This is a genomic window from Corynebacterium sp. UD i78 (assembly GCF_056280545.1).
In genome coordinates this window covers 2,611,649-2,636,548 of sequence record NZ_JBWCED010000001.1, presented here as the reverse complement: position 1 = coordinate 2,636,548, position 24,900 = coordinate 2,611,649, and the positions used below count along the sequence as shown (strand labels likewise).

25 protein-coding genes, 1 rRNA gene and 2 pseudogenes are annotated in these 24,900 nt (G+C 67.2%); 15 read left to right on the top strand and 13 right to left on the bottom strand.

Going from position 1 to position 24,900, the window contains the following annotated elements; translation table 11 throughout:
• Nucleotides 1-18: 18 nt before the first annotated feature.
• Together ACZ9GM_RS12360 and ACZ9GM_RS12355 are read right to left on the bottom strand one after the other, a co-directional pair.
• Complete coding sequence (locus tag ACZ9GM_RS12360; RefSeq protein WP_476038018.1) at nt 19-900, bottom strand: SDR family oxidoreductase; 882 nt, start codon at nt 898-900, stop codon at nt 19-21.
• Nucleotides 901-912: 12 nt separating this feature from the next.
• A complete protein-coding gene (locus ACZ9GM_RS12355) occupies nt 913-1,488 on the bottom strand; it encodes a TetR/AcrR family transcriptional regulator (protein WP_476038017.1) in 576 nt (191 codons plus the stop codon).
• A 79-nt stretch (nt 1,489-1,567) separates the two neighbouring features.
• Here ACZ9GM_RS12355 and ACZ9GM_RS12350 point away from each other — a divergent pair, with 79 nt between their 5' ends.
• Entirely contained in the window at nt 1,568-2,644 is a 1,077-nt protein-coding gene (locus tag ACZ9GM_RS12350; protein ID WP_476038016.1) for an LLM class flavin-dependent oxidoreductase, read from the top strand.
• Between the two features lie 12 nt (nt 2,645-2,656).
• On the opposite strand, the gene ACZ9GM_RS12345 is transcribed toward ACZ9GM_RS12350, so the two are convergent.
• From ACZ9GM_RS12345 to ACZ9GM_RS12335, 3 genes are read right to left on the bottom strand one after another with little or no spacing between them, the layout of a single operon-like run.
• Complete coding sequence (locus tag ACZ9GM_RS12345) at nt 2,657-3,133, bottom strand: hypothetical protein (protein ID WP_476038015.1); 477 nt, start codon at nt 3,131-3,133, stop codon at nt 2,657-2,659.
• The gene (locus ACZ9GM_RS12340; protein WP_476038014.1) at nt 3,111-3,746 is read right to left on the bottom strand and encodes a hypothetical protein; all 636 of its coding nucleotides are present in this window, start codon (nt 3,744-3,746) and stop codon (nt 3,111-3,113) included. The genes ACZ9GM_RS12345 and ACZ9GM_RS12340 overlap by 23 nt, the downstream gene beginning before the upstream one ends.
• A 20-nt stretch (nt 3,747-3,766) precedes the next feature.
• Entirely contained in the window at nt 3,767-5,479 is a 1,713-nt protein-coding gene (locus ACZ9GM_RS12335) for an MFS transporter (protein ID WP_476038013.1), read from the bottom strand.
• Between the two features lie 276 nt (nt 5,480-5,755).
• On the opposite strand from ACZ9GM_RS12335, the pseudogene ACZ9GM_RS12330 reads away from it, so the two are divergent.
• Nucleotides 5,756-6,118 (top strand): annotated as a pseudogene (locus tag ACZ9GM_RS12330) (P-loop NTPase family protein); the annotation flags it as partial.
• A gap of 492 nt (nt 6,119-6,610) precedes the next feature.
• Nucleotides 6,611-7,111, top strand: coding sequence for a DUF421 domain-containing protein (locus ACZ9GM_RS12325; RefSeq protein WP_476038361.1), 501 nt, complete (start codon nt 6,611-6,613; stop codon nt 7,109-7,111).
• Here the strand turns inward: ACZ9GM_RS12325 and ACZ9GM_RS12320 are convergent.
• Nucleotides 7,095-8,369, bottom strand: a complete 1,275-nt coding sequence (locus ACZ9GM_RS12320; RefSeq protein WP_476038012.1) for an MFS transporter — start codon at nt 8,367-8,369, stop codon at nt 7,095-7,097. The two genes, ACZ9GM_RS12325 and ACZ9GM_RS12320, sit on opposite strands and share 17 nt — an antisense overlap.
• Before the next feature lie 248 nt (nt 8,370-8,617).
• Here ACZ9GM_RS12320 and ACZ9GM_RS12315 point away from each other — a divergent pair, with 248 nt between their 5' ends.
• The 3 genes from ACZ9GM_RS12315 to ACZ9GM_RS12305 all read left to right on the top strand — a co-directional run bounded on the left by ACZ9GM_RS12315 (nt 8,618) and on the right by ACZ9GM_RS12305 (nt 10,040).
• Nucleotides 8,618-9,121, top strand: coding sequence for a hypothetical protein (locus tag ACZ9GM_RS12315; RefSeq protein ID WP_476038011.1), 504 nt, complete (start codon nt 8,618-8,620; stop codon nt 9,119-9,121).
• Between the two features lie 378 nt (nt 9,122-9,499).
• Nucleotides 9,500-9,847 carry a MerR family transcriptional regulator gene (locus tag ACZ9GM_RS12310; protein WP_476038378.1) on the top strand — a complete coding sequence of 116 codons (348 nt, stop codon included), beginning with the start codon at nt 9,500-9,502 and terminating at the stop codon, nt 9,845-9,847.
• Nucleotides 9,747-10,040: a TipAS antibiotic-recognition domain-containing protein gene (locus ACZ9GM_RS12305; RefSeq protein ID WP_476038010.1), complete on the top strand. Its 294-nt coding sequence runs from the start codon at nt 9,747-9,749 to the stop codon at nt 10,038-10,040. The genes ACZ9GM_RS12310 and ACZ9GM_RS12305 overlap by 101 nt, the downstream gene beginning before the upstream one ends.
• 112 nt (nt 10,041-10,152) lie before the next feature.
• Here ACZ9GM_RS12305 and ACZ9GM_RS12300 read toward each other — a convergent pair whose 3' ends face one another.
• On the bottom strand, nt 10,153-10,983 hold the full coding sequence (locus ACZ9GM_RS12300; protein WP_476038009.1) for an HAD family hydrolase: 831 nt from the start codon (nt 10,981-10,983) through the stop codon (nt 10,153-10,155).
• 107 nt (nt 10,984-11,090) lie between these two features.
• Here ACZ9GM_RS12300 and ACZ9GM_RS12295 point away from each other — a divergent pair, with 107 nt between their 5' ends.
• Together ACZ9GM_RS12295 and ACZ9GM_RS12290 are read left to right on the top strand one after the other, a co-directional pair.
• Complete coding sequence (locus tag ACZ9GM_RS12295; RefSeq protein ID WP_073883798.1) at nt 11,091-11,270, top strand: DUF4236 domain-containing protein; 180 nt, start codon at nt 11,091-11,093, stop codon at nt 11,268-11,270.
• 9 nt (nt 11,271-11,279) lie between these two features.
• Nucleotides 11,280-11,519, top strand: a complete 240-nt coding sequence (locus ACZ9GM_RS12290) for a hypothetical protein (RefSeq protein WP_441580751.1) — start codon at nt 11,280-11,282, stop codon at nt 11,517-11,519.
• Nucleotides 11,520-11,525: 6 nt separating this feature from the next.
• On the opposite strand, the gene ACZ9GM_RS12285 is transcribed toward ACZ9GM_RS12290, so the two are convergent.
• Both ACZ9GM_RS12285 and ACZ9GM_RS12280 read right to left on the bottom strand, forming a co-directional pair.
• Complete coding sequence (locus ACZ9GM_RS12285) at nt 11,526-12,410, bottom strand: siderophore-interacting protein (RefSeq protein ID WP_476038008.1); 885 nt, start codon at nt 12,408-12,410, stop codon at nt 11,526-11,528.
• On the bottom strand, nt 12,403-13,431 hold the full coding sequence (locus ACZ9GM_RS12280) for an ABC transporter substrate-binding protein (protein ID WP_476038007.1): 1,029 nt from the start codon (nt 13,429-13,431) through the stop codon (nt 12,403-12,405). Before ACZ9GM_RS12280 ends, ACZ9GM_RS12285 begins: the two co-directional genes overlap by 8 nt.
• Before the next feature lie 67 nt (nt 13,432-13,498).
• On the opposite strand from ACZ9GM_RS12280, the gene ACZ9GM_RS12275 reads away from it, so the two are divergent.
• Nucleotides 13,499-14,908, top strand: a complete 1,410-nt coding sequence (locus tag ACZ9GM_RS12275) for a helix-turn-helix domain-containing protein (protein WP_476038006.1) — start codon at nt 13,499-13,501, stop codon at nt 14,906-14,908.
• A gap of 3 nt (nt 14,909-14,911) precedes the next feature.
• On the opposite strand, the gene ACZ9GM_RS12270 is transcribed toward ACZ9GM_RS12275, so the two are convergent.
• Nucleotides 14,912-15,811, bottom strand: a complete 900-nt coding sequence (locus tag ACZ9GM_RS12270; RefSeq protein WP_476038005.1) for a LysR family transcriptional regulator — start codon at nt 15,809-15,811, stop codon at nt 14,912-14,914.
• 102 nt (nt 15,812-15,913) lie between these two features.
• Here ACZ9GM_RS12270 and ACZ9GM_RS12265 point away from each other — a divergent pair.
• Nucleotides 15,914-16,696 (top strand): annotated as a pseudogene (locus tag ACZ9GM_RS12265) (EamA family transporter); the annotation flags it as partial.
• 74 nt (nt 16,697-16,770) lie between these two features.
• Here ACZ9GM_RS12265 and ACZ9GM_RS12260 read toward each other — a convergent pair.
• Nucleotides 16,771-18,381, bottom strand: a complete 1,611-nt coding sequence (locus ACZ9GM_RS12260; RefSeq protein ID WP_476038004.1) for a flavin-containing monooxygenase — start codon at nt 18,379-18,381, stop codon at nt 16,771-16,773.
• 167 nt (nt 18,382-18,548) lie between these two features.
• The gene (locus ACZ9GM_RS12255; protein ID WP_476038003.1) at nt 18,549-19,769 is read right to left on the bottom strand and encodes a hypothetical protein; all 1,221 of its coding nucleotides are present in this window, start codon (nt 19,767-19,769) and stop codon (nt 18,549-18,551) included.
• A gap of 149 nt (nt 19,770-19,918) precedes the next feature.
• Here ACZ9GM_RS12255 and ACZ9GM_RS12250 point away from each other — a divergent pair, with 149 nt between their 5' ends.
• Both ACZ9GM_RS12250 and ACZ9GM_RS12245 read left to right on the top strand, forming a co-directional pair.
• On the top strand, nt 19,919-20,455 hold the full coding sequence (locus ACZ9GM_RS12250) for a peptidylprolyl isomerase (protein ID WP_291474632.1): 537 nt from the start codon (nt 19,919-19,921) through the stop codon (nt 20,453-20,455).
• Nucleotides 20,456-20,522: 67 nt separating this feature from the next.
• Nucleotides 20,523-21,128 carry a rhomboid family intramembrane serine protease gene (locus ACZ9GM_RS12245; RefSeq protein WP_476038002.1) on the top strand — a complete coding sequence of 202 codons (606 nt, stop codon included), beginning with the start codon at nt 20,523-20,525 and terminating at the stop codon, nt 21,126-21,128.
• 3 nt (nt 21,129-21,131) lie between these two features.
• On the opposite strand, the gene crgA is transcribed toward ACZ9GM_RS12245, so the two are convergent.
• Nucleotides 21,132-21,401: a cell division protein CrgA gene (gene crgA / locus ACZ9GM_RS12240; protein WP_476038001.1), complete on the bottom strand. Its 270-nt coding sequence runs from the start codon at nt 21,399-21,401 to the stop codon at nt 21,132-21,134.
• Between the two features lie 102 nt (nt 21,402-21,503).
• Between crgA and ACZ9GM_RS12235 the strand changes: the two genes are divergently transcribed.
• The 3 genes from ACZ9GM_RS12235 (at nt 21,504) to ACZ9GM_RS12225 (ending at nt 24,656) form a co-directional block, all read left to right on the top strand.
• Complete coding sequence (locus ACZ9GM_RS12235; RefSeq protein ID WP_476038000.1) at nt 21,504-22,211, top strand: anthranilate synthase component II; 708 nt, start codon at nt 21,504-21,506, stop codon at nt 22,209-22,211.
• 20 nt (nt 22,212-22,231) lie between these two features.
• A complete protein-coding gene (locus ACZ9GM_RS12230) occupies nt 22,232-22,786 on the top strand; it encodes a GNAT family N-acetyltransferase (protein ID WP_476037999.1) in 555 nt (184 codons plus the stop codon).
• 354 nt (nt 22,787-23,140) lie between these two features.
• A 16S ribosomal RNA gene (locus tag ACZ9GM_RS12225) occupies nt 23,141-24,656 on the top strand.
• The last annotated feature ends 244 nt before the right edge of the window (nt 24,657-24,900 follow it).

Genomic DNA, 24,900 nt, shown 5'->3' with positions numbered 1-24,900 from the left:
TGTCAGTTTCGGAGCAGGCTACTCCGCGCCGGTGAGGGCGGCCCGGATGCCCTCGGCGAAGGTGGTCGGCTCGTGGCCGATGAGCTCGGCGAGTGCAGGGCTCTCGATGTCCAGTCCGCCGGTGGCGATGCCGGAGGCCAGCCCGGTGAGGAACCCGATGGTGCCCTCGTCAAGGCCCGCGGCCTCAAGTCCGGCACGGTACCGCTCGGCCGGAAGATCCTGGTATACGACTTCGCGGCCGACGGCCTCACCGAGTGCCGCGGCGATCTCCGGGTAGGTCAGTGCCTTACCGGAGAGCTCGAAGGTCTGCCCGGCGTAGGTCGGCTTCCCGTCCTCGTCGGAGGCGAGCAGGACGACGGCGGCGGCGTCCGCGTAGTCTTCGCGGGTCGCGGCTGCGACGCGTCCTTCGCCGGCCGCACCGGGCAGGACGCCGGTCTCCTTCACCTGGGCGGCGTTGGGCAGATAGTTCTCGATGTACCAGACGTTGCGCAGGACCGTGAAAGGTACACCGGAGGCATGGATGGCCTCCTCGGTGGCTTTGTGCTCCGGGGCGAGCAGGAAGTCCGTGGTCAGGGCTTCACCGCAGCTGGTGTAGGCCAGCAGCTGCACGCCGGCGGACGCGGCTGCGTCCACGACGGCGGTGTGCTGCGGGACGCGGCTGCCGATCTCCGAACTGGAGATCAGCAGGACGCGGTCGACGCCCTCGAGGGCGGCGGGGAGGGCGGCGGGCTCGTCGTAGTCGAGGTGACGGACCTGCACACCCTTCTCCGCGAGGTCGGTGGCCTTGGCGGGGGTGCGTACGCCGGCGACGATGTCGGAGGCGTCGGCGCCACGGGCGATGAGCCGGTCGATGACGAGGCTGCCGAGGTGGCCGGTGGCTGCGGTGACGAGAATGGTCATGGTTACTCCTGGTTACTCCTGGTTGGTTCGGGTGTCGGTTGAAGTGATCCGGTCGAGGCAGGCGCGGGCGGCGGTGACCGGGCAGGGGAAGGAGGACGCCGTGTTCAGTGCACCCCAGCGCACCACCCCGGCCAGGAGGCAGGCGACCATGGCGGCGTCCTGCTCCTGTTCACCGGTGGTGCCGGAGTGCCCACCGCGCAGACGCAGCAGCACCAGGTCACGGATCTCGTCCTCCACGGCGTCCATCCGGGCGACGTGGGCGGCGAGGAGCTCCGGGCACGAGGTGACGATGCGCATGCGGGCGATGTCCTCGGCGCCGGGCAGGGTGATCATGGCGAGGGCGTCATCGAGCAGGGGCCCGGTGCCGACGAGGAACTCCCTCGTCGCCTTCTCGTCGAGACACGGTGTTCCGTGGTCGAGGAAAGCGTCCTGCTTGGTGGGGAAGTGGTTGAAGAAGGTGCGTTGGCTGACGCCGGCACGCTCACAGATCCGGTCGACGGTGGTCTGCTGGTAACCGTTCTCGGCGGCCAGGTCCAGTGCTGCTGTCCTGATAGCCGCGACGGTGGTTGCTGTCCGTGTTCCTGCCATGGGGACGACAGTAACCCAATTCTGCAGTCACTGTAGAATGGGATTGCAGTGACTAAAATTCAGGCCTACGGTGGCGACCATGAACAGTGACCGCACCCTTGACCTGTCCGTCCTCGACCTCGTGCCCGTCCGCACCGGTCAGACCAGTGCCCAGGCTGTCGCCGCGACACTCGAGGTCGCCGCCACCGCCGATAAGCTCGGCTACCGCCGCTACTGGTTCGCCGAGCACCACAACATGCCCGCCGTGGCGTCCACCACCCCGCCCGTCCTCGCCGCCGCCGTGGCGGCGCGCACCGGACAGATCCGGGTCGGCTCCGGTGGCGTCATGCTGCCCAACCACTCCACCCTCATCGTCGCCGAACAGTTCGCCGCCCTCGCCGCGATCGCGCCGGGACGCATCGACCTCGGTCTCGGGCGCGCGCCGGGCAGTGACCCGGTGATCAGTCAGCTGCTGCACCAGTCCGGTACCGCGCCCGGGGCGGAGTCTTTCCCGCAGCAGGTCCGGGAGATCACGGCCCTACTCGACCCGGACGGTGCCGGCGTCCGCCTGCGTGGTGGCGAGGGCTACGCCGTCCGCTCTACCCCGGTCGCCGTGGCTGGGGAGATCCCGCAGGTCTGGTTGCTCGGGTCCTCCGACTTCTCCGCGAAGCTCGCCGCCGAGGTCGGCCTGCCCTACGTCTTCGCCAACCACTTCGGTGGCCCCGGCCTGCAGGACGCCCTGACGACCTACCGCGACACCTACCAGCCTTCCGAGGCGTTCCCCGAGCCCCGGACCATTCTCACGGTCAACGCCTCCGTCGCCCCGACCGCTGAGGAGGCGGCCGAGCGGATGCTCCCGCAGCGGCGCACCATGGCACGGCTGCGTACCGGTCTGCCGATGGCCGCCCAGGAGACGGTCGAGGAGGCGCAGGCGACGCCGCTGCCCGGACCGGCGGAGAGCTACGCCTCGAAGACCGGCAGCACCGATCCCGACCGGCTGAAGGAGGTCGTCGACACCCCGGACAACGCCCTGGAGCAGCTCACCGTCTTCGCCGGACGCCACGGGGTCGACGAGGTCATGATCGCCCCGGTCGGCGGTGCCTACGACGGTGAACCGCTCGACCGCGCGCCGGGCGCCGAGCAGACCGTCCGGCTGCTCGGCGAGGCACTGGGGTAGATCACTGATGAGTCACCGCAGCCAGTAGGTGACGTCGGGTCCCCAGCCGGCGATGACTGAGTCGGCGTCCTGCCCGTCGGCGCCGGGGACGGGGATGGAGCGGGTCGCCGCGTTGAGGTAGCCGGCGACGGTGAGGTGCACGGCGTCCCACCTGTCGGCGACCGCGGACCAGTCGGGGATCAGCCACGGGCCGGCGTCCCGGGAGTCCCGACCGGTGACCTCCCACCACTCGCGGCGACGGGACCAGGTGACCTCGAGGGGGAACTCACGGCATAGGGCGGACCAGTCGTCGGCACCGGTGATCTCCCGGATGCGGGCATGCTCCGGCGGGGTGAACCGGGTGGCGCAGAAGGCGTCCTCCCACCGGTCCTCGACGAACAGGGCCCCGACCGGGTCTCCGCCGCCGGTACCGTCCGGCCAAGCCCGGGTGGACGCCGGGACCTCCCACAGTGGTACGGACCACCAGTCACCGCCGGCCGCGGCCGTCACTGACCGCAGACGGTCCAGGAAACCCGAGTCGCGCTGTTCGCTCTCCCTGGTGCGGGTGCACCAGGCGAGGAGGTTCGAGATCTTCTTCTCCGCCGTCATTGCGGGGCACGGGGCGGCGTCCTCCCCCCCAGGCCACCGTCCACTGGTCGGCGGGGTCCGGGGCGGACCACCACCAGTCGGTGAGCGGGGACGCCGCGAGGTGTTCCGCCCATGGCGTCAGCGCGGCGCGGACCGCAGGATCAGCGGTGAGGACGTCGGCTCCGTCTGAGGGGCACCAGTACCTGGCGGCGTCGACGGAGGTGCCCAGGGCGTCCCGGAGCTGTCCGGCTGGGGGGTCCGGGAGGGGAATGCGACCGGCCGCGACGGTGAGCAGCCGGGCGACGGTGTCCGGGGTGGCCGGGGCGGAGGCACCGGCGGTGTCTCCGGGGTCGTCGGTGTACCGGACGTACCGGGCGATCCTGTCGCGTTGCGGATCGAGGTCCGCGCTGACCTCATGCACCGCGGAAGCCAGGGCGTTGTCTGCCACGTCGCACCCGAACTCCAGCAGCAGGCGGCGTCCGCGGGGGCCGGCAAGCAGGTCAGCAGCGCGGAGTGAGATATCCGGGGCATCCACGACACCAGGGTAACGGGGCGTCAGGACGCGGTGACGTGTTCCTTGACAGCGGTGGCGTCGACCGGTGTCTCCGCGGTCCCTGTGGCGTAGGACGGGGCCAGATCGTCGATCGTGACCTCGCCGACCGCGGCATCGTGGTCGGAGGCGTCGAGCCCGGCCTCGACCGCGGCGTCCGGCCACCGGTCCCAGGTGGCGTCCCACTCCGTGTAGTCGGTGCGGTCACGGCGACGCAGGTGCAGGGACCGGCGCATCCGCTCCAGCGTGCGGGCCACCCCGGCGGCGTGCTCGGGGGACTCGACCTGCGGGCTGTTGCCCACCAGCGGCTGGCGCGCGGATTCCGGCAGGAAGCGCACGGACACCAGGCCGACGACACCGAAGATGACCAGCCAGATCGCGGGCCACCAGGTACCGAGGATCGGGATCAGGGCGGAGTTGATCATCGGCGTCGTCCCGGCGAAGACCGCGACCGACAGGTTGTAGCCGATGCCCAGCGCGGCCATGCGGGTGTGGGTCGGGAAGATCGCCGGCAGTGTCGCGGCGACCGGACCGGCGAAGCCGCCGAGGTTCACGGCGAGAACCGCGCAGCCCATGAAGATCAGCACCATGTTGCCGGACTGCAGCAGGGCGAATACCGGGAAGGAGAAGATCAGCAGGGAGACGGACGCGGCGATGAGCACCGGGCGGCGTCCGATCCGGTCGGACAGGATGCCGATCGGGTGCGCGGTGACCACCGTGATGACGATCGCCACGAGCACCAGCATGTCGGACTCGAAGACCGTGGTGGTGTGTGCCGCGAACTCGGTGAGGTAGGTGTTCATGAACGACGTCAGCGTGTAGCCGAGGACGTTGTACGCGGCGACGATGCCGAGCAGGACCAGCATCTCGCGCTTGTGGTTGCGCAGCAGGAAGACCAGACCGGTCTTCTGTCCCTTGGTGAGGTCCTCCTCGCGGGCCTCCGCGGCGTCCATCGCCTCCTGGAAGGCGGGGGAGTCCTCCAGCTTCAGGCGCAGGTACATGCCGACGACGCCGAGGATGCCGGCGCACCAGAACGGCAGACGCCAACCCCAGGCCTCCATCGTGTCGGCACCGAGTGTCGCATTGAGCAGGGCGACAAGGCCGGCGCCCAGGGCGAAGCCCAGGTAGGAGCCGGCATCGAGGAAGGAACCCCAGTGCCCGCGGCGGTTGTCGGGGGCGTACTCGGCGGTGAAGGTCATCGCGCCGGCGTACTCGCCACCGGCGGAGAAGCCCTGCACGAGGCGGGCGGCGACGAGCATGAGCAGTGCGACCCAGCCGGGCACGAGACCGACCGGGATCAGACCGATGGACACGGTGCCGATCGCCATCATGATCATGGTGGTGGCCAGCACCTTCTGGCGTCCGATACGGTCGCCGAGGGGGCCGAAGAAGATACCGCCGAGGGGGCGGATGAGGAAGCTGATGGCGAAGGTGGCGAAGGTGGCGACCAGGGCCAGGGAGTCCGACAGGGTGTCGAAGAAGACGGCGGACATGGTCACGGCGAGGTAGCCGTAGACGCCGTAGTCGAACCACTCCATCATGTTGCCGAGTGAGGCTCCGCCGGCGGCGCGTTTCAACGTCGGTCCGTCGACGACGGTGACCTTGTCGGCGGTGTACGGCCCGGTGAGGGCGGACGCTTCACGGCGGTAGCGGCGCAGTCGGGCGGCACCGACTTTCCGCGAACGTTTCGAGGCGAATTTCAAGTTGTTCCGGGGCACATCGGCTCCTCGTGGTCGTCGTCCCGTCGCGGGAGAATACCGACGCGGCGAGCCCGCACGTGAACGTCGTGACACCGTGTTCTGTGACTGCACGGTGACGCCGTCTGCTGCGGAGACCCTTTCCATCCCTACCGCCGCTTCGGAGGTACTGCAAATGCGGCAGACGGGTGAATACCGGATGAATATTGTTCACAATGTGGATTGACCTGTGGAAATGTGCATAACCTGTATATTTTGTCGCCCAACCGTGATTCCGGCACCGTGAACCTGTCCACAATGTGCATAACTGCGGTCCTGGACACCCTTGCCGAATGTCACGGTGGGATCATGACACCGGGGGACTTCGGGGACGTCTCGCCCCGGAGTTTCGGCTCGGGTGGACGGACCGTCCGCGCACTGCGCAGTTGTGACCTCACCGTCGAGCGCGGGGAAATCGTCGCGCTCGACGCCCAGCGCGTCGGTGCGGTGATGCAGACCGGTGGCCTGCTGCCCGACCTCACTGTCGCTATCACCCTACGGACCATCGACGCCGCCTTCCCCGCACCCCGCGACATCGACGAGGTTCTGGACCTCGCCGACCTCACTGCCCTGCGTGGCCGTCGGGTGGGGAAGTGCTCCGGTGGTGAGCACCAGCGTATCCGTTTCGCCCTCGCCCTCCTCGGTTCCCCGGATCTGCTGATCCTCGACAAACCGACCGCGGGGATGGACGCGGCCTCCCGCCACCGGTTCTGGGACACGATGGCTGCACGTGCCGCCGAGGGCGTCACCGTCGTCTTCGCCACCCACTACCTCGAGGAAGCGCAGAACTTCGCCCGACGCATCGTCATGCTCGACCGTGGCGGGATCATCGCCGACGGCACCCTGAGAGGACCTCGGGGACAACGGCCGCGTCCTCAACCTGGACCGGGGAGGGCGCCACACGCACCGCCACCGCAGGGGACGCCGCGGCGTCCGACGCGATGGCCCGTGAACTTCTCGCGGATCCGGCGGTCAGCGCCGCGCGGGAGAACGGGTGGTTGTAGAACGGTCTCTATGACTGCTTCCGTTCTCGCCGATGCCGCACCACCCGACGGCTGGGGTGCCGCCCTGGCCCGCACGCTCGGCATCGACGCCTGGCGCATCCCCGTGGTGATGATCAGCGCGGTGGGCGTCTACCTGGCATTCCTGGTGATGGTGCGGGTGTTCGGTTCCCGGATCCTCACCGCCTGGTCCACCTTCGACGCCGTGGTCATCATCATGTTCGGTGCCGTCGCCGGCCGTGTGATCATCGGCCATCCACCGACCCTGTCCGCCGGGCTGATCGGACTGCTCACCCTCATGGCCATGGAGGCCCTGTTCGGCGCGGTCCGTCGGGTGCGATCGGCACGGTTGGCGATCACGGCGTCCCCCGTGGTGATCATGGCCCACGGTCAACGGGTGGACGACGCCATGCGTCGGCAGCACGTGACCTCCGCCGATCTCGCCAGTGCACTGCGCCGGGCCGGGGTGACCGCACCTGACCAGGTGCAGTGCGTCATCGTGGAACCGACCGGGGCGCTGTCGGTCCTGCGCGAGGGGGAGACCATCGACCCGGAGCTGCTGCGCGGGGTGGTCGGGGCGGAACTCGTCGGTGACGTCAGCCGCGACGCGTGACGGACAGGACAAGGGGGACGGACGCCACAGCCACCACCGCGCCGGCGGTGAACACCGGGATATGGCCGGTGTGCGGGGCGATCAGCGAGATGACGAACGGGGCGAAGAAGCCGATGTACGTCAGCGAGTAGAACACGCCGGTCAGTGCACCGAGTTCCTCGGTCGGGGCGATGCGCTGCACCTCGCGCAGACCGGAGACCATCATGATGCCGTAGGCGGTGCCCAGCACCATTGCGGTGGGGACCATGAGCCATGCGGCGGCGGCACCGGGGGCCGCAGCGGTGACGGCGATCGCGAGCAGCATGCCGACCGTGGCGGTGGCCAGGCCGAGCACTGCGGGGTGGGGTGACGCGCCGAGGTCGGCGTGGCGTCCTATGCGAGGCTGGATGACGGCACCGGTGAGCATGGTGATGCCGGCGATGAGGCCGGTGTAGGCGACCACCGGGCCGACGGACTCTCCGGCGACCGGGGCGAGGGCGGCGAAGGACGTTGTCGCGCAACCGAACGCCCAGGGCGCCCAGGACGCGACAGCGAACAGGAAGTGACGACTGCGGGCAGACGGTGGGACGAGTGGTGTTCTGTGCCGGCGCATCTGCGGGGTGTGGGCTGGTCGTGGTGGTGCGGACGTGGTCCAGACCAGTGGGGTGAGCACGAGAATCATCACCAGGTGCAGGGCCGGACCGGTGGTGTCCGGCCCGGGCAGCCATTCGGCGACAGGGCCGGTGACCAGGGGACCGATGCCGAAACCGGCGGAGGTGGCGACCGTGGCGCGCCGGGCGGCGGTCCCTGCGCCGTCTTCCGGTGGGGCGACCTCCTTGAGCCAGGACGCGCCGGCGGCCAGCACGAGTCCGACCGCGGCTCCGGTGAGCATCCGGCCGGCGACGAGGAGGATCAGGCTGACCGGTTCGCTGACAAAGTGTGCGGAGAGGGTGACGAAGGTGCCGGTGATCGAGAAGACCAGGGCGGGGCGGACCACGGCGCGGCGTCCCCGTCGGTCGGAGGCGGGACCGCCGATGAGCAGGGCGGGGACCAGGCCGACGATGTAGATGGCGAGGAGGAAGTTCACCTGCGCCCGGCTGAGGTCGTGGACCTCGCGCATGACCGGGAGCAGTGGGGCGAAGAGGTTGGCGCCGAAGCAGATGGCGAACATGCCCAGGGCGACGCGGAGCCATGGGGCGAGGGTGGTCCTGGCACTGGTGCCCTCCGCACCAGTGGTCGGACCGGCGTGGGGGTGGTGATCCCGCGATGGACGTGTCATGGGTCACAATTCTGGCACGGAAACTACCGTGGTGATCGTGCCGGGAGGGGGTGATCACGGACCGCGCTGCGAAGGCGGTGGAACAGGGGGATCGTAGAGCGAGGTCACGGAGTTTGCGCCGACATTTCCCGGGATCCGTGGCAGCATAGGTCGAAATTGTCGGCGCAACCTCGGGGACAGATCACCTGAGGCTGTTCGCCACCGATTCACCCTGGCACCGGGCTGACGCGGGAGTGCTCTGCGCAGTCATGACGATGATTCGGCGGGGAGCCGCGACAGTCGCGCTTCCGGCGCTCGCGGTGCTGGTCGCGACAAGGCTGGTCGGCCGCACCGATGGCAGCGGTGACAGCGGTGACAGCGACGGCACAGAGCAGACCATGGTCACGGTGACGAGTACGGCGTCCTCTGCGGCGCAGCCGGAACCGATGACAGGGGAGGACGCTGAACCCGCCGATGACCTGCCGGAACCTGCCCAGTCGCCAGGGGAAATCGTGGGGTCCTCGGACATCTCCACCGGCTCATCCAATGCTGGTGCCACCGGTGGCCCGGCAATCGGGGACGCCTGCATCGGCGCGAACATCGGCATGCGCGCGACGGCCGATGACGGGACCGGGATCATCTGCGACAACTACTCCTGGCAGGTCGATGTCGGGCAGGAGGCGTCGCATCCGTGGGTCGACGGTCAAGTCGGGTGGGGCAACTGCATCGCGGAGAAGACCGCCGAGGAATGCCGGGCTGAGCTCAACGGGTGATGCTGTGAGGGGTGCGCACACAAAGGCCCCGGCACCACACGCAGTCGGGGAAGATCTGCGTACGGTGCCGGGGCGGGTCTGGCGTGGAGCCGCTACTCCGAGATCGAGCTCACGACATCGCCGGCGGAACCGGTGACCGTGTCGAAGAGGGAGGTCACGAAGTCGGTGACGGCGTCGAAGATGCTGGAAGCGGAAGAGACGATGGTGTCCATTACTGGGCTCCTTGTCAGATAGGGAACTTGGTAGGGTCGCTCCGATCGTGACCGGAACGTGACAATTACGTTATCCAACCGTGATCGACGAATGCCACCGAAAACCGGGGATCACAGGGAACCGACAGGGAGCCCCAAGCGCTGACCTGCGGTTCTGTGTTTCTGTGTGTGTCCGCGGACCCTCCACCACTGGGACCAGATCGGCTCGCTGCTCGACGACCCGGACGCGGACGCTGTCGCATCCCTCACCGCGCAGAAGGAGCGGATCCTGGAGAAGGTCGCCCGGCTCGCGGACCTGGATCGCGGCGTGGACCGGATGATCGAGGCGCACCGGGGTGGCGTCCTGCTGACGACGGAGCAGCAGCGCGAGATCTTCGGTGACGGCCGGGACCCGGACTGGACGCGGCAGGCCCATGAGAAAAGGGGGGCACACCCACCAATGGTCCGAGTACGCCGAGCGCGGGGCGCAGCATTCGCCGGAACAGCGGGCGCAGCTGCGGGACGCGATGGCTGACCTGGAAGGACGCCTCGGCGACGCCGTGCGTGACGGGGTGCTTCACGGGTCGGACGCCGCGGACGCCCTGGTCGACGAACACCGGGAAGTCTTCTCGAACTTCTTCACCCTGTCGGTGTCCATGCAGGTCTGCCTGGGCCGGATGTACGAGGCGAGTGCCGGCACCGGGGGCGGACTTCGCCGAGCACTATGAATCGGTCGCGCCGGGGCTGACGACATGGCTGCGTCAGGCGATCGACGCCCGGGCGCGGGCGTTCGGTGTGGATCCGGACGCGGCGGAGTGGGGGTGATGTGAGGCTTGAACCTCACACCCCCAGCAACCGCCGCAGCACCTGCACCACGCCCTCGTCGGTGTTGCGCGGGGCGATGAACTGCGCCGCCCGCTGCACCGCACCGTGACCGTTGTCCATCGCGAAGGACCAGTCGCCCTCCGCCATCATCTCCAGGTCATTGAGGTAGTCGCCGAACACTGCGACGCCCGACCGGGGGATCCCCAGGTTCATCTCCAGGGCCCGCAGCGCCCTGCCCTTGTTCGCCGAGCCGTTCATGATGTCGATCCAGTTCTTGCCCGACACCACGACCTGGTGCTCCTCCCGCAGGTCAGCTACCCCCGGACCGCCACCGGTGAACAGGGCGGATGCTGCCTGGGCGGCGGAGTCGAAGTCGAAACAGGCGCACTTCAGCACGGTGCCCTCCTCGATGTCCGGCACCACGTGAAGGTTCGGTACGACCTCCAGGGACCGGTAGTACCGGTGCGCCTCTGCGGCGAAGATGTCGTCGTCCCGCTCGATGTACGCCTTCTTCGGCCCGCAGACCACCAGGCCCACATTGCGGTCCGTCTCCGCGGTCCGCACGATGTCGATGATCCGGTCCACCGTCGGCGAATCCACCGGGGAGGTCGAGACCACCTCGTCGTCATGCACGACCAGCGTTCCGTTCTCGCAGATGAAGGTCCGGATGCCGTGCTCGGCGAACATCCCCTTGAGCGTGGCGTACTGGCGTCCGGACGCCGGGACCACGGTGATGCCCCGGCTCCGCAGCTCAGGCAGTAGCTCCCAGAACGCGTCGGGCACCTCGTCCGACCCGTTGAGTAGGGTGCCGTCCATGTCCAGGACGACGAGTCTCAGGTCAGGCACCGGGCCGGTGATGTCGGTCCACGGGCGCGGGGTGGGAACAGCTGGGGGAACACAGCGGTGGTGTCCATGCTGTCCATCGTCCCTGTTCTCCCGCTACACTGCCACCCATGGGCATCTACTTCCGCAAGCGTCAGAAGACCGGTAAAGACTCCTGGATCAACTACTCGGGATCCGGCGCGTCCGCGTCCCGGCGCTTCGGACCGGTGACCGTCAACTCGCGCGGCACCTACTCCGTCAAGCTCCCCGGCGGCATGAACATCCGCGGTAGCTTCAGGAAGAAGAAGTAGAAGAACTCCATGCCTGCCCTGTCTTTCCTGGACCGCACCCCCCGTTGGGTCGACGGTGTCACGTCTTTCGTCATCTTCATGATTCTCGTGGTCTCCAGCGCGGGACCGCTGATCTCGATCCCGGTGCTGGTCATCCTCAACCTGGCTTTCGACGCCATCCGGAAGTACCACGAGCGCAGCAAGGAGCGGAGCGGCCACAACCCGGCCCCCGCCGCGCCGACGAGCCCGACCTCCCCGGCGCAGGGGTAGCAGGGGTCAGATCTCGATCTCGAAGTCGTCCTCGAGCTCGCGGCCCTGGTCGCGCAGTGCGGCGATGCCCGTCAGCCGTGCCATATCGGCGTCTGTCCCGGTCTTCCCGTGGCGCCAGTACCCGAAGACCTGCACCTGCGGCTTCGGCAGTACCAGGTCCCTGAGACACCGCGCGCGCACCGCACGGATGTCCTCCCGCTCACCGGCGGCCCAGACGGTGTCCGTGGCGGTCACGTCCAGGTCGGCGAAGGCGTCCGACAGGGGAGTGGGGGAGGACGCCGCGAACCGCAGCTCCGCTCCCGGGAAATCGGCCGCATAGTCTGCACAGTCGCTGACCTGCGGATCTTCCTCCGGCAGTGCGAGAACAACCGTCGCCACACCGGGCAGTGCCCGGGTGATGGCGGACGCCGCGGGGTAGGCCGAACCGTCGGCCAGCAGCACGATCCGGCCGGTGGCGTCCGTCGGTGCGGCATGGGGACGCGGACCTGCGAAGTCCACCCGGTCACCGGGTTCCAGACCGGCCAGCCACCGCATCATCGGTGAACTCTCGCCGTGCACCACGATGTCGATGTCCAGGGTGGAGGACGCCACATCCACCGCGGCGACGGTGTACACGCGTCGGCATACCCCGGCCTGCCCGATCATCGGACCAAGCGCGTCCGTGGCGTCCGGTATCGCCAGCCGCAGGGCGAGGTTCGGATGTGACCAGACCGAAGGATCGGTATCGGCCATGCCCGGCACCACCCCGGAGACCCGGGCCAGCCAGGGGTGGCGGCGCGTCACCGAGGTGACCTCGAGGTGGAGGTCATTGAGCCCGGCCCGGTGCTGCGGGCTGTTGAGCAGTGTGTTGAAGGACGCCGCGTCCGGAGCGGAAGAGACAGAGTCACTCACCGTCGGCCTCCTGCAGGGCCGCGAAGTAGGGGTCCATCTCGTCGAGCACCCACGGCACACTGCGCACTGTCGGTGCACCGAGGGCGGTGGCGGCGACGGTCTGCAGCTGCGCCGCCGAACCGTTCTTCACCGATGGGAGATCCGACCAGCCGGGCAGGTCATCCGGGGTCTCGCCGGAGATCCACAGCACCAGCAGGTCCATGTCGAGCAGGTCGAGGTTCTCCGCGGAGACCGCGATGCCACGGCCGGATTCGGTACCGGTGATCCGGTCCGTCGCCTGAGTCATGCCCAGGTCGGCGAAGAAGGTGTTGGACGCGTCCTGCGGGGAGGTGATGACGGTGAAGGACTGCGCCCGGTACGCGGCATAGGCGAAGGTCGCGCCCTCCAGCGCCGGGTATGTCTCCTTGACCTGCGCCATCGCGTCGTCGACCTCGCCGATCTTCTCCTCGGCCTCGTCGGACTTCCCGAGGATCTCGCCGGCGGCAGTGGTGACCGCGCGCCAGTCATCGACCTTGCCCTCACCGACGGTGGCGACGGTCGGGGCGATGTCCGACAGTGCGTCATAGGTGGCCTGGTCGGGCAGGAACCCGGCGAAGATGACGTCCGGGTCCTGCTCGGCGATCGCCTCCATGCCCAGGGTGGTGACGAGGTCGGCCGAGGTCACTGAGACGGGCACGGTGGTCCCGGCGACGTCTGTACCCTCTGTACCCTCTGTACCCTCTGTGTCCCAGGGCTGGCCGTCAGCGAACTGGTCATTGACGACCTGTGTGGCGACCGGGGAGCCGAGCTCGGCGAAGGCGTCCGTCCAGGTCTGACTGAAGCTCAGTGCGTGCTCCGGGTTCGAGGGCACCTCGGTCGTGCCGAAGGCGTGGGTGACGGCGACGGTCGTCGCACTGCTGTCGCCATCGCCGCTGTCACTGCCGCTGTCGTCGGAGCAGGACGCCAGCCCTAGTGCGCAGACCAGGGCCGTGGCCAGGGTCGGTACTGCTGTCAGAGTAGGGCGTCGTGTCGTGGGTGTCACAGATGTTCTCCTGTCGTGTCAGCTGAGCCTCAGCTCAGTTCGTCGTGAGAAGTGTACGGTCGTGGCCATGCCCGCAGTTGACCAGAACGGTCAGACAGTTGAACTGAAGATGCCGCACCTGTGGTGGGTGCTCCGCGGCAGTCTCCGGCTCACTGTCCGTGACGGCGACACCACCCGGTCACACCACATCGTCGCCGGAGCCGCCGTGTCCGTCGACCGTGGGGTGCGGGTCAGCGTCCACCGGTCCGCTGACGCCGTCGCCCTCGGCTTCCCCCTCCCGGAGGACGCCGCCCTCCCCTTCACCCCCGACAGTCCCGTGACCGTCTCGGAGATACCCGACGACTGGTACGGCACACTCATCACCCGGTTCGCCGACAGCCTGAACTACCTCAGTACCCCCAGTTCCTCCGGTGGGGACGCGTCACTGCGTCCCCGGATGCCCGTCGACCCCGCGGCCCGTGCCGCCGCCCGGATCCTGATGGCCGACCTCTCCGGTGGACATAGCGTCGGGCACAGCGTCGAGGACCTCGCCGAGGAGGTCTTCGTCTCCCCGTCGACGCTGCGCCGACGCTTTCTCGCCGAGACCGGACTGTCCGTCGGGGCCTGGCGCGGCAGGCTCCGGGTGTCCCGTGCTGCTGAGCTGCTGGATGGCGGCAGCTCCGTGGAGTCCGCCGCCCACCGTGTCGGACTGTCCTCGGCGGCCGCCCTGTGTCATCTCGTCCGGCGGCACACCGGGATGACGCCCGGGCAGCTCCGCGACCGACCGGACCCTGCCCCGTCCGTGACGCCCGCCGAGGAGCTGCACACCTGGCCCCGGGTGAACCGTTTCCACGTGCTGATCTGGGCATGGCGTGGATCCTGCCGGGTCAGCATCGGCGGCACCACCACTGACCTGGGGGAAGGTGAGCTGATCTGGCTGCCCGCCGGTCTGCCGAACCACGTCGCCATGAACCCCGGTGGACTGGTTCTGCCGGTCGGCGCCCGGGCGGGGCGTCCGGCCGGTGATCTGACCCCCACAGTGATCCCGGGGGCGGACGCCGCCGAGGAGACTGATGCGCTGCTCGCCGCCCTCGGCCGTGAGTACGACCCCGTCTCCCCGGAGCAGACGGACCTGGTGGACCGCCAGTTCTACAGACTGCTCACCGGGGCCGGCGACACCCACGGCTCGCACCTGCTGCGCCGGCTCACCGAGGACTTCCGGCGGCACCCCGACATCGACCGCACCCTGTCCGGGTGGGCTGAGCGTCTCGACTGCGCCACCGGGGAACTCACCGAAGCACTGGATCTCTTCGGTGCCGGGAGTCTGCGGGAGTGGGCGGCGAAGGTGCGCATGGCGGCTGCCCGGCAGCTCCTGGCGTCCGGCATCCCCGTCGGAGCGGTCGCCCGTCACCTGGGGTACAGCGGCACGGCGTCTTTCAGTCACGTCTTCCGCCGTACCCACGGTGTGCCACCGGGTCGGTGGCACGGGTACGTGTGACGCTCAGATCTCCGGTGACTCGCGTCGCGCTGCGGAGGCCAGGGCCGCCCGGAAAGCCCGGACCGCAGGGTGCCCGGTCTGGCCCTCGCGCACCGCGGTGAACAGTCGCCGCGCCGGATCGCCGGGCAGTACCTGGGCGGTGGTCTGGTCGAGGAACGGGCCGACCAGCAGTGAGCCGATCACCGCGACGGCATGCCCGGTGCGCACCAGGTGTGCCTGCAGCAGCGGATCATCGGTGTCGCACAGTACCTTCGGGACCACACCGGCGTCCGCCAGCATGCGTCGCACCCATTGGCCGCCCGGCAGGTACTCCGGGTCGATCGCCCAGTGCGCGTCCGCCAGCGACTCCAGGGACGCCGGCTCCGGCCAGTCCGCCGGCATCGCCAGCAGCAGCGGATCGGTGAACAGTTCCTGACGCTCCATGCCGGGACGCACCGGATCCGGCTCATCCGGCCACTGGTCGCCGATCACCAGGTCGTAGAGGTGTGTGGCGAGCCCGTCGAAGGCGGTGCCGATCTCCCGGTGGAAGACCTGTACCTGCAGGTCAGGGTGCCGCGCCTTGAGCAGTGTCAGCGCCGTCGGCAGGACGGAGACCAGTGCCGAATGGAAGCTCGTCACGCGCAGCGTCCCGGAGACCGTCGGGGTGGACGCCGCGAGCTCGGCCTCTGCCCGGTCCAGCACCGCGAGGATCTCGTCGGTGCGGGTGACGAGCTGGCGGGCGGCGTCGGTCAGCTTCACTCCGCGGCCCACCGGTTCCAGCAGTCGGACGCCGGCCTCCTTCTCCAACTGGTTGAGCTGGTGGGACACGGCGGAGGGGGAGTAACTGAGCACGCGGGCGACCTCGGCGAGGGTGCCTCGCCGGGAGAGCTCGCGCAGCAGGGTCAGACGGTGAACGTTCAACATACTTCACCATTATCGTCCATATACCTGCGCTGGACCGGCCGATCAGGTCAGGTGCACAATATCCGGGTGAGAACCACGACATCTTCCGCCCCCGCACCGTCGATGACCTTTCCGGTGCTGTGCATCCTCGGCTCCTGCGCCTCGCTTCAGTTCGGTGCCGCCACCGCCGTCAGTCTCTTCGATGACCTAGGGAGCTGGGGCGTGACCCTGCTACGCCTCGGTATCGGTGGCCTGATCCTGGTGGCTCTCTCCCGGCCCGCGGTCCGCTCCTGGAAGCGTGGCGACTGGCGCTCTGTCGTGCTCTTCGCCGTGACCATGGCCCTGATGAACGGCTTCTACTACGCCGCGATCGGCCGGATTCCGCTGTCTGCCGCCGTCGCCCTGGAGTTCACCGGGCCCCTGGTGTTCTCGGCGCTGACCTCGAAGAACCGGCGAGACCTGATCTGGGTCGGTTTCGCCACCACCGGGATGGTCGTTCTCGGTGCCGAATCGGTGCTCGGCGGGGCGGACCTCGACCTCGTCGGCGTGCTCTTCGCGCTCATCGCCGGCGGCTTCTGGGTCGGCTACATCATCTACTCCGGACAGGTCGGGGCGAAGATCCCCGGGACCGGCGGACTCGCGGTCGCCATGGTTCTCGGAGCCGTGCTGCTCGCCCCGGTCGGTGCCCACGGTGCCTTCGTCGGAGTCTCCGGCGGGGACGGCGGGCTGATCGACCGGCCGGGACTGTTCTGGTTCGCCGCCGCGACCTCGCTGCTCGCGTCCGTCCTGCCGTACACCCTGGAGCTCATCGCCCTGCGCCAGATCTCCGGCGCGATCTTCAGCATCCTCGTCAGCCTGGAGCCGGCCTTCGCCGCCGCGGCCGGGATGATCATGCTGGACCAGGAACTCACCGCCTACCGCGCGGTCACCATTGTGCTGGTGATCTGCGCCTCGGCAGGGATCACCTGGTCACAGCACCACTACAGGGAGGCTGCCGGGGTGACGCCGACGCCGGACGCGGAAGGCACGGACGATACCGTCCTGGACGATACCGTCCTGGACGCGACGACCGTGGCGTCCTCGTCGAAGAGCATCTCCTCGGTGACGTCGCCGCGGGAGAGCTCCGGCCACTCCGCCAGGTAGTCCTGCCGGTAGAGCCAGGGGGAGCGGTCGCCCTGGCGGGGGGTGAGGTGCTGACCGCGCTTGATGTACCCGGCCTCGAACTCCAGCAGCTCGCGCCGCTCCACGTCCTTACCCGGGATGACCGGGGCGGCCAGGTCGATGCCGTGGTCGGCCATATGGTGCCACAGCCGGACGACGTAGCGGGCCGTGAGATCCGCACGGGTCGTCCACGACTGGTTGAGGTATCCGACCGTGAAGCTGACGTTCGGCAGCCCTGAGAGAAGGACGCCGCGGTAGGCCACCAGATCCGACAGCTCGACCGGCTCACCGTCGACGGACACGGACGCCCCGCCGAACATCTGCAGCTGCAGGCCGGTGGCGGAGATCACCGTGTCCGCTTCGAGGACGCGACCGCCTGTGAGCATCACGCCCTCCGGCATGAAGGTGTCGATTTTCGCGGTGACGACCTCGGCCTTGCCGTCCTTGATGGCACGGAAGATGTCACCGGTCGGGGCCTTGCAGACGCGTTGGTCCCAGGGCTTGTAGGGCGGGGTGAAGTTCCGCTTGATCTGCTCCGGGGTCAGCCAGACACGCTGCAGGCCGTGGAGGAACCACCGGAAGGCGAAGGGGAGGTACCGGGCGATGTACCACTGGGTCATGTCGCGGACAATGTGGTTGCCGCGGGCGACCTTGTGCGCCAGCCGGTCGTTCCACGGGATCACCCGGTTCCAGATGTTCGAGATCGTGTCGAAGTCCGCCAGGGCCGCGACCCAGGTCGGGGTGCGCTGCAGCATCGTGACCTCCGCACCGAGTTCGGCCAGCGCCGGGACCACGGTGATCGCCGTGGCGCCGGAACCGATGACGACGATCCTCTTGCCGGCGACCTCACCCTGCTCCTCGGGCTTCCAGGCCTGCGCGTGGATCAGGCTGCCGCCGTTGCCGGTGAAGTCCTCCTGACCGGGGTAGTGGGGCAGGAATCCGTCGCGGTGGTCGTAGTAGCCACAGGCCAGGTGGAGGCGCCTGGCGCGGACGACGGTCTCGACGAGGTTCTCGGCCGGGGCGTCCGGACGGTCGTCGGGACCGTGGCGGTGGGCACGGACGGTGGTGACCTCCCACAGGCCGGACGCCGTGTCGAAGTTCACCGACTTCACCCAGGTGTTGAGCCGGATCCGGTCGAGGAAACCGTCCTCGCGGGCGGCGTCCCGCAGATACTCGCGGATGTGGGCGCCGTCGCCGAGGGTGTGCCTGCCCTTCCAGGGCTTCCAGGGGAGGCAGAAAGACGCCATGTCGGAGTCCGAACGGATGCCGGGGTAGGTGAAAGTGGTCCAGGTGCCGCCGATGTCGGTGTTCGAGTCGACGATCTCCCAGGTCCAGCCCGGGAAGTTCGTCGCGACGTGGTGGCCCATGTCGATGCCGCCGATGCCGGCGCCGACGATGAGGAGGTCGAGTGGTGCAAGGGTCCGGGTCATGGACACACCGTAGCCTGATTTCGTTTCTTTAGTGATAATTACGAGAAGAATTCTGGCCGGACGGTTCCGTCAGGGGGGTGGCCGCAGACGAAAACGCCCGTCCCGGGCAGACTGCCTGGGGCGGGGGTTGACGGTGGGTTGGGGATGGACCGGGGAAACCGGGGGGCTCAGAGGCGGTGCTTGCCGCCGTCGTCCTCTTCGCCCTCTTCACTCTCGGCCGCCTTCGGGGCAGCGGGGGCACCGGGGGCGGCCGGGGCACCCGGAGCTGCGGGGGCTGCCGGAGCGCCCGGGGCTGCCGGAGCCTCGGTCTTGGTCTCGGTCTCATCCGCGGACTCATCCGCGGTTTCGTCGGCGGTGTCCTCGGCAGGCTCTTCGGTGGCCTCCTCGACCTTCTCCTCGACGGGAGCGGCCTTCGGTGCCTCGGTCTGCGGGGCATTGTTGCGCGGGGCAGCCTTCGGGGCGGGGGACTCCGGCTTGCGGAACTTCGAGGCGACGACGGCCGCGACCACGGCGACCAGGGCGATGACCAGCACTGAGCTGAAGACACCCTTCTTCTTCCTGTCGGCCTTGTCCGCCTTCTTCAGGTGCTTGGAGCGGACCTTGTCGGCCTTCTTCTTCGCACTCTTCTCGATCTCGGCAGTGGACTTCTTCAGCTGCTTCTCGGCGATCGCGGCATTCTTCTTCGCCGACTTCTTCGCCTGCTTGGTGAGCTTCCGGGTCTTCTTGCCGGCCTTCTTCTGGGCCTTCTTCGCCGTGGTGCCGACCTCGGAGGCGATCTTCGGGGCCTCTTCGGTGACGGTGTCCAGTGCGTTGGAACCGGCGTCCTTCAGGTCAGCGACCTTCGAGCCCAGCGTCGCGGCGGCGGCGGAGATCTGCTTCTTCGCCAGCACGCGGGCCTTCTTGGCGGAACGGGTCAGCTTCTCCGCCTCCTCCTTACCGGCGTCACGTGCCTCGCCCGCCTTGGCGGACAGGGCGGAATTCACGGCGATCTTCGCGGACTTCTTCGCCACCTTCTTCTCCTTCTTCTCGGCCTTGGCCTGAGCCTTTTCAGCCTTGTCGGTTTTCTTGTCGGCCTTGGCGGTGATCTTGTCGGCCTTGTTCCGGGCTTTCTCCGCCTTTGCGGTGAGCTTTGCGACCTTGGCGTCCGCCTCGATCTTCGCGTCGGTGGCCGCGGCATCCTCCTCGGAGAGGATTTCGCGCACGACAGCGCGGGTGTGGCCCGGAGCGTCCGCGAGGAACTTCTCGCGCTCCTCCGGCGAAGTCACCTGACGTCGGAGAACGGCGAGCTCCTCATGGCGCGCGGATTCGTTGCGGGACTTGCGGTCCTTGTTCCAGGCCCGCGCGCGCTGGGCGGCGAGTAGAGCGATTCGTGCGTTTGTGAGGGCCATGGCCCGGTACTCCTTCGCGGTGCGTGCTGACTTACGGTGGCATTTAACGTCCGATCATAAACACTAACCAGGCTACGGTGTGGCGCTTTGCGCTGCACGGGGGCAGTCCGTGACACAGAGCCCCTTTCAGTTGGGTACGCTGGGTCACCATGAGCGCCCAGAAGACTGCGACCGCGGTTCTGCACACGAACCTCGGCGACATCAGCATTGACCTCTTCGGAAACCACGCACCCCAGACCGTCGAGAACTTCGTCGGTCTGGCCACCGGTGACAAGGAGAAGGCCCCCTACACCCAGCCGAACGCCTCCGGTACCACCGAAGGCCCGTTCTACGACGGTGCGGTCTTCCACCGCATCATCGACAACTTCATGATCCAGGGCGGCGACCCGACCGGCACCGGTCGTGGCGGCCCCGGCTACCAGTTCGGCGACGAGTTCCACCCGGAGCTGCAGTTCGACCGTCCGTTCCTGCTGGCCATGGCCAACGCCGGCCCCGGCACCAACGGCTCCCAGTTCTTCATCACCACCACGATGACCCCGCACCTGAACAACCACCACACCATCTTCGGTGAGGTGACCGACAAGGAGTCCCAGAAGGTCGTCGCCAAGCTCGGCCGCGTCGCCACCGGCCGCATGGACCGTCCGGTCGAGGACGTCGTCATCGAGTCCATCGACATCACCGAGTAGCAACCAGTTCGGAACCGGCACAGTACCGGACCGGTACGTCGGTACCCCCGCACCGCCACAACGCACCATGGATTTCGTCCGCAGATTCGCCCGGGAAGCCCCGGCCTGCACCGTACTGATCCTGGTGTGCGTGGCGGTGTTCTGCGTTGAGGTGGTGCAGTCCGGCAGCCTCGAGGCCCCGGTCGGCAGCTACTCCGGGGGAAGTGACCTGGCGTGGTCGCTGATGATGGTCGCCCCCGACATCACTGAGGGGCACGAGTGGTGGCGACTGGTGACCAGTGCGCTGGTGCACCTCAACATCGCCCATCTGCTGCTCAACATGCTGCTGGTGGTCCTGCTCGGCAGGGAGCTGGAGCGGGCCTACGGTACGCGGACCGTGGCGGCGTCCATGGTGTTCTGCGCGGTCGGCGGCAGTCTCGCCGCACTGTGGTTCGCGCCGGACTACGCGGTCGGCGGGGCGTCCACCATCGGCTACGGCATGTTCGCCATGCTGGTGGGGCTGTCTGTCACGCGTCGGACCGATGTGCGCGGCCCACTGGTGCTCATCGGCGTGAATCTCGCATTCACGGTGACGACCGCGGGCGTGTCGCTGGCGGGCCACCTCGGTGGCCTGGCCGCGGGCACGGTCATCGCGCTGCTGCTGTGGTGGCGTTACCGCCCGACAGTGAGGTGAGGGCTACTTCCAGCCCATGGTCATCAGCAGACCCGCGATGAGCAGACCGAAACCGATGAGGTAGTTCCAGGCGTTGAGATCGCGCATCAGGGGGATGTCGCCGCCGGCGATGTAGTTCACGACGATCCACGCGAGACCGAGCAGCATCAGGCCGAGCATCACGATGATGTACCAGCGTGACGTGCCGGTGGCGTTCAGTTTGACCGGGGTGCGGTGGTCGACCGGTGAGGCGCCGGCACCTTCCGGAGTGGAGGAGATCCTGGACTTGGGCATAGGGACACTCTCGCTGACTTCGTACTGCTTGTTCGGACCTCACCAGCGTAGCAGCAGGGTATATGGAGCGACGTCGCGCAGCGGGACGGATAGAATGACGCCATGCGCATCCTCGTCATCGACAACTACGACAGCTTCGTCTACAACCTCGTCCAGTACCTGGGCGAGCTCGGCGAGGACTGCACCGTGTGGCGCAACGACGCTCCCGAGCTCGGTGATCCGGGTGAGAGTGTTGCGGGGTTGGACGCAGCGCTCGACGGGTTCGACGCCATCCTCCTCTCCCCGGGGCCGGGCGAACCCGCCACGGCAGGACGCATGCTCGACGTCATCACCTGGGCCGGGGAGCACCGCACGCCGCTGTTCGGTGTCTGCCTGGGCCACCAGGCCATCGCCCTGCACTTCGGTGGGGATGTGGTGCGGGCCGGAGAACTGTTCCACGGGAAGACGAGCCCGGTCTTCCACACCGGTGTCGGGGTACTCACGGACGTTCCGTCACCGTTCACCGTGGCGCGGTACCACTCTCTGACCGTCGATCCGGAGACCGTGCCGGAGTGTCTTGAGGTCACCGCGACGGTGGACTCCGGGATGATCATGGCGATGCGCCACAGGACGCTGCCGATCCACTCCGTCCAGTTCCACCCGGAGTCCGTCATGACGCAGCACGGACACCGGATCCTCTCCAACTGGCTGGCGGAAGCCGGACGCCCGGTCGACGAGCGTCAACTGTCCGTGGTGGAGGCCCGGCACGCTGAGGCACAGGAGGCCTCGGCGGCGGTGATCGACGGGGCACACGGCTCCGTGCTTGCCTGAGAGCCGGAAGGAGTATGCGTGTGGAGGAAGCCGCGGGGGACGGTCTTCATGCCCGGCCGGCCGTCGTCTCGGACATCCCGGCGATCCGGGATCTTGAACGACGTGCCGGAGCCCCGTTCCGGGATATCGGTCTCGATGTCGTGGCCGACGATGAACCGCCGGCTGTCGACGTTCTCACTGGTGCCGTCCGGAGCGGGGATGTGCTTGTCGTTGAGGATCACTCGTCGACGGGAGCACTGGAACGCGGGCCGATCGCGTGGATCTGGCTCTCGACCGCTGACGGTGACCTCCTTGTGGAACAGGTGTCTGTGGATCCGCCGTACCGGGGTAGACGCATCGGATGCGCACTTATAGGGAAGGCCGGCGACCGGGCGCGGGCGCAGGGGCTTCCCGGGATAGTCCTCACGACATTCCGGGATGTCCCGTGGAACGGTCCGCTCTACCACCGGCTGGGGTTCCGGACGCTGCAGGACGCCGAGATCGGCCCGGAACTCAGAGCAGTTCGCCGCACTGAGACGGAGGCAGGGCTCGACGTGCTCCCCAGAGTGTGCCTCCGGAGGCAGATAAGGGCTTGACCTGCTGGTTTGTGACGCTGAGGCCGAGTGTGTAGATTAATCCGGGTCGCCGAGAGCGACCGGGGGAACAAACCTGGTCAGCAACGGTGTGCGGATGTTGTTTGAGAACTCAATAGCGTGATGAATCAAGTTTTTTGTCGCATGGTCGGCAGATGGTGACTTGGGTTGGTGCCGGCACGTGGGTGACTGCGTGTTAAATACTGAATCTCAGGTCTGTTCTGTCGGTTGTTGTGACCGGCGCATGGTTTCCCCGGTCCCCCGATCGGGAGCATGCGTGGATATTCATTTTTTTGGATGTCAGCAGTTCAGTATATTTATTTTTGCCAGTGATGGCTCTTTATGGGGTTTATTGCTTTTATGGAGAGTTTGATCCTGGCTCAGGACGAACGCTGGCGGCGTGCTTAACACATGCAAGTCGAACGGAAAGGCCCTGCTTGCAGGGTACTCGAGTGGCGAACGGGTGAGTAACACGTGGGTGATCTGCCCTGCACTTCGGGATAAGCCTGGGAAACTGGGTCTAATACCGGATAGGACCATCGTTTAGTGTCGGTGGTGGAAAGTTTTTCGGTGCAGGATGAGCTCGCGGCCTATCAGCTTGTTGGTGGGGTAATGGCCTACCAAGGCGTCGACGGGTAGCCGGCCTGAGAGGGTGGACGGCCACATTGGGACTGAGACACGGCCCAGACTCCTACGGGAGGCAGCAGTGGGGAATATTGCACAATGGGCGCAAGCCTGATGCAGCGACGCCGCGTGGGGGATGAAGGCCTTCGGGTTGTAAACTCCTTTCAACCATGACGAAGCGGAAGTGACGGTAGTGGTAGAAGAAGCACCGGCTAACTACGTGCCAGCAGCCGCGGTAATACGTAGGGTGCGAGCGTTGTCCGGAATTACTGGGCGTAAAGAGCTCGTAGGTGGTTTGTCGCGTCGTCTGTGAAATTCCGGGGCTTAACTCCGGGCGTGCAGGCGATACGGGCATAACTTGAGTGCTGTAGGGGAGACTGGAATTCCTGGTGTAGCGGTGAAATGCGCAGATATCAGGAGGAACACCGATGGCGAAGGCAGGTCTCTGGGCAGTAACTGACGCTGAGGAGCGAAAGCATGGGTAGCGAACAGGATTAGATACCCTGGTAGTCCATGCCGTAAACGGTGGGCGCTAGGTGTGGGGGTCTTCCACGACTTCTGTGCCGTAGCTAACGCATTAAGCGCCCCGCCTGGGGAGTACGGCCGCAAGGCTAAAACTCAAAGGAATTGACGGGGGCCCGCACAAGCGGCGGAGCATGTGGATTAATTCGATGCAACGCGAAGAACCTTACCTGGGCTTGACATATGCCGGATCGGCGCAGAGATGCGTTTTCCCTTGTGGTCGGTATACAGGTGGTGCATGGTTGTCGTCAGCTCGTGTCGTGAGATGTTGGGTTAAGTCCCGCAACGAGCGCAACCCTTGTCTTGTGTTGCCAGCACGTTATGGTGGGGACTCGCGAGAGACTGCCGGGGTTAACTCGGAGGAAGGTGGGGATGACGTCAAATCATCATGCCCCTTATGTCCAGGGCTTCACACATGCTACAATGGTCGGTACAGTGGGTTGCTACACCGTGAGGTGGTGCTAATCCCTTAAAGCCGGTCTCAGTTCGGATTGGAGTCTGCAACTCGACTCCATGAAGTCGGAGTCGCTAGTAATCGCAGATCAGCAACGCTGCGGTGAATACGTTCCCGGGCCTTGTACACACCGCCCGTCACGTCATGAAAGTTGGTAACACCCGAAGCCAGTGGCCCAAACTCGTTAGGGAGCTGTCGAAGGTGGGATCGGCGATTGGGACGAAGTCGTAACAAGGTAGCCGTACCGGAAGGTGCGGCTGGATCACCTCCTTTCTAAGGAGCTTTATTTTTTGTGCATTCCGCGTCAACACGGGCGTCGGGTGTTTTTGTTTATCCGGGTGGAGATCAGCCCGTTTGTGGGTCGTTTGTCTGTGATTGTGTGACTGCTTGGTTCGTTGCGTTGTTGGGTGTCTGGAACAGCAGCTGTGTGTTGTTTGTTTCTGTTGGGGTTCTTGTGGCTGGTCGTGCATGGTTGTGTGTGGTTGGTTGTGGGTGCTCCGGGTCCTTTGTGACTGTG

Bases quoted from the DNA above. Each gene is read 5' to 3' on its own strand.
- ACZ9GM_RS12360 (WP_476038018.1), bottom strand. From the start codon at position 900: ATGACCATTCTCGTCACCGCAGCCACCGGCCACCTCGGCAGCCTCGTC.
- ACZ9GM_RS12355 (WP_476038017.1), bottom strand. From the start codon at position 1,488: ATGGCAGGAACACGGACAGCAACCACCGTCGCGGCTATCAGGACAGCA.
- ACZ9GM_RS12350 (WP_476038016.1), top strand. From the start codon at position 1,568: ATGAACAGTGACCGCACCCTTGACCTGTCCGTCCTCGACCTCGTGCCC.
- ACZ9GM_RS12325 (WP_476038361.1), top strand. From the start codon at position 6,611: ATGATCAGCGCGGTGGGCGTCTACCTGGCATTCCTGGTGATGGTGCGG.
- ACZ9GM_RS12320 (WP_476038012.1), bottom strand. From the start codon at position 8,369: ATGACACGTCCATCGCGGGATCACCACCCCCACGCCGGTCCGACCACT.
- ACZ9GM_RS12315 (WP_476038011.1), top strand. From the start codon at position 8,618: ATGACGATGATTCGGCGGGGAGCCGCGACAGTCGCGCTTCCGGCGCTC.
- ACZ9GM_RS12305 (WP_476038010.1), top strand. From the start codon at position 9,747: ATGAGAAAAGGGGGGCACACCCACCAATGGTCCGAGTACGCCGAGCGC.
- ACZ9GM_RS12295 (WP_073883798.1), top strand. From the start codon at position 11,091: ATGGGCATCTACTTCCGCAAGCGTCAGAAGACCGGTAAAGACTCCTGG.
- ACZ9GM_RS12290 (WP_441580751.1), top strand. From the start codon at position 11,280: ATGCCTGCCCTGTCTTTCCTGGACCGCACCCCCCGTTGGGTCGACGGT.
- ACZ9GM_RS12275 (WP_476038006.1), top strand. From the start codon at position 13,499: ATGCCCGCAGTTGACCAGAACGGTCAGACAGTTGAACTGAAGATGCCG.
- ACZ9GM_RS12270 (WP_476038005.1), bottom strand. From the start codon at position 15,811: ATGTTGAACGTTCACCGTCTGACCCTGCTGCGCGAGCTCTCCCGGCGA.
- ACZ9GM_RS12260 (WP_476038004.1), bottom strand. From the start codon at position 18,381: ATGACCCGGACCCTTGCACCACTCGACCTCCTCATCGTCGGCGCCGGC.
- ACZ9GM_RS12255 (WP_476038003.1), bottom strand. From the start codon at position 19,769: ATGGCCCTCACAAACGCACGAATCGCTCTACTCGCCGCCCAGCGCGCG.
- ACZ9GM_RS12250 (WP_291474632.1), top strand. From the start codon at position 19,919: ATGAGCGCCCAGAAGACTGCGACCGCGGTTCTGCACACGAACCTCGGC.
- ACZ9GM_RS12245 (WP_476038002.1), top strand. From the start codon at position 20,523: ATGGATTTCGTCCGCAGATTCGCCCGGGAAGCCCCGGCCTGCACCGTA.
- crgA (WP_476038001.1), bottom strand. From the start codon at position 21,401: ATGCCCAAGTCCAGGATCTCCTCCACTCCGGAAGGTGCCGGCGCCTCA.
- ACZ9GM_RS12235 (WP_476038000.1), top strand. From the start codon at position 21,504: ATGCGCATCCTCGTCATCGACAACTACGACAGCTTCGTCTACAACCTC.